Raw genomic sequence first — 2,491 nt, forward strand, 5'->3', positions numbered from 1 at the left:
TTAGGGAAGGAATCCGCCGCCAAATTGCTTGATCACAATCAGCAGGGCCGGCCCTAGGAGGACGACGAAAATGGCTGGGAAGATCAGGAAGACCAGCGGGAAGAGCATCTTGATCGGGGCCTGGCGGGCCAGCTCCTCTGCCCGCTGTCGACGGCGCAGACGCATCTGGTCCGCCTGGATGTGAAGCACCTTCGCGATGCTCACCCCCAACTGCTCGGCCTGGATGATCGCGGCCACAAAGGTGGTCATCTCCGGGAGGTCCACCCGGGCGGCCATATCTCGCAGGGCGTCCTTCCGGGAACGCCCCAGGGCGATCTCCCGAAGCACCCGCGCGAAGGCCTTCCCCAGCTCATTGTTCCAGCGCTCCGCGACCCGTTGCATCGCGGCGTCGAACCCGAGACCGGCCTCCACACAGATCACCAGCAGGTCGAGGGCATCAGGGAGCGTCTTCAGGATCTCCTTCTTACGCCGGGCGATCTGCTGGTTGAGCCACAGCATCGGATAATAGAACCCGATGCCTCCAAGGGCCAGACTCAATGCCCAGCGTTGGACCACTGGGGCTCGCCACAGCAGCACATAGGCGAGGCCGAAGAGGCCCAGGCCGGCGAGGATCCGCAACACGAAGAATTCCGCCGCGTCCAGGCGAACGGGGTTACCGGCCAGCTCCAGCCGGCGGCGGGTGTCTTCGATGATCGATTGGGGCGTGAAGCGACTGATGAATTCCGCAATTTGACGAAGGATGGGGACGATCACCCGCTGGGTGAAGGGGATCGAGAGCTCGATCTCCTCCAGGGTGACCGGCACATCCCGGGCAGCATACTCTGCCAAACGAGCTTGAAGGACTTCCTCCTCCCGCGGGGCGCCCAAGCCGATCACCAAGGCTAGGGCGATCACACCCAGGGCGAGGATGCCTATAATCAGGATCAGACTCAACATCCCTTCACACCTCGATCCGGACAATCCGCTGGATCACAAAATAACCGATCAGCATCATCACAGCCATACAAGCGAGCATGAAATAGCCAAGGACTCCGCTGTTGAAGAAATTCAACATATAGTCACGATTGATCCCGAACAGGACCAGCCCCAGCCCGATGGGCAGGAGTATCAGCACGTGGCCGCTGATCATCTGCTGGGCCGTCAGCACCCGGATCTCCCCCTTGATCCGCACCCGCTCGCGGATCGTGAAGCTGATAGTATCTAGGATCTCCGCTAGGTTCCCGCCCACCTCGCGCTGGATCAGGATCGCCGTAACCAGCATCTCCAGGTCATCGCTGTGCACGCGACGCAGCATGTTCTGCAGCGCCTGCTCCAGGGAGAGGCCCAACTGCTGCTCCTTCACCACCCGATCGAACTCAGTGGAAATGGGCGGGGGCAGCTCACGGGCGATCGCTTCCATTGCTTGAAGGACGCTGTAGCCAGCGCGCAGCCCATTCACCATCAGATTGATCGCATCCCCCAGCTGGGCGTTGAAAGCCTGCAGACGGCGCCTCTGCCGCCAGGCCACATATAGGCGTGGTGCAAAGAAGCCAACGATCAGGCCCAACAATCCTAAAGGAATAAATCGGAAGAACAGCTGGGCGAGGACGAGTCCGATGAATGCCATCAAGATCTGGAGCGTCAGAAACTCCGCGGGCGTGACCTTCAGGTCTGCCCGGGCCAGTTGAAGCCGCAGATCCTCTGCAAACCCCCGCCCGGCGATGGCCCGATTCAACGGCTCACTAAGAGGCAGAGCACGTCGCGTGGATAAGCGGGCCCGTGCCTCCTCGCGATGGCTTGGCATGGGGGCTACATATCGTTCCAGTCGCTCAGCAACCTCTTCCTCTTCGCCTCCGAAGATGTAAAGCAGCAGGAGAATGAGGATCAGGATGCCGCCGCCGATCAGCACATAGGTCTGCCAGGCCATGGCTTCCCCCTACCTTCGTCCGACACTGAAGATCGCGGGCGGCAAACGGATGCCGGCTGCCTCCAGACGGTCCATGAAGCGCGGGCGGATCCCGGTCGGCACGAGGCGGCCGACGATCTTGCCGCCTTCCATCCCATACTGCTCAAACCTGAACAGCTCGGTGGTGGTGATCACTTCCCCTTCCAGCCCCTGGATCTCCGTGAGCGAGATGATCCTGCGGGAGCCGTCGCGCATCCGCGCGGTCTGGACGATGAGGTCGATGGCCATAGCGATCTGCTCTCGAATCGCCCGGTGAGGCAGATCCGTCCCGGCCATCAGCACCATGTTCTCCAGGCGGGCCAGGGCGTCCCGTGGGCTGTTGGCGTGGATGGTGGTCATCGATCCCTCGTGGCCGGTGTTCATCGCCTGGAGCATGTCGAAGGCCTCTCCACCGCGGCACTCGCCGACGATGATCCGATCCGGGCGCATCCGCAGGGCGTTGATCACCAGGTCCCGCATCGTGATCTCGCCTTTCCCCTCGATGTTCGGCGGGCGGGTCTCCAGGGTCACCACGTGTTCCTGGCGCAGCTGCAGCTCCGCCGCGTT

At 62.2% G+C, this 2,491-nt stretch carries 3 protein-coding genes; all 3 read right to left on the reverse strand.

Annotated features, from left to right (window positions below; genetic code table 11):
• Positions 1-936, reverse strand: coding sequence for a type II secretion system F family protein (locus NZM16_RS03845; RefSeq protein WP_295478678.1), 936 nt, complete (start codon positions 934-936; stop codon positions 1-3).
• 4 nt (positions 937-940) lie between these two features.
• On the reverse strand, positions 941-1,906 hold the full coding sequence (locus tag NZM16_RS03850) for a type II secretion system F family protein (protein ID WP_295478680.1): 966 nt from the start codon (positions 1,904-1,906) through the stop codon (positions 941-943).
• A 9-nt stretch (positions 1,907-1,915) separates the two neighbouring features.
• A partial coding sequence (locus NZM16_RS03855; protein ID WP_295478683.1) for a CpaF family protein occupies positions 1,916-2,491 on the reverse strand: 576 nt, incomplete at its 5' end.

The sequence above is a fragment of the Thermoflexus sp. genome, assembly GCF_025055495.1.
In the GTDB taxonomy this organism is placed as follows: Bacteria; Chloroflexota; Anaerolineae; order Thermoflexales; family Thermoflexaceae; genus Thermoflexus.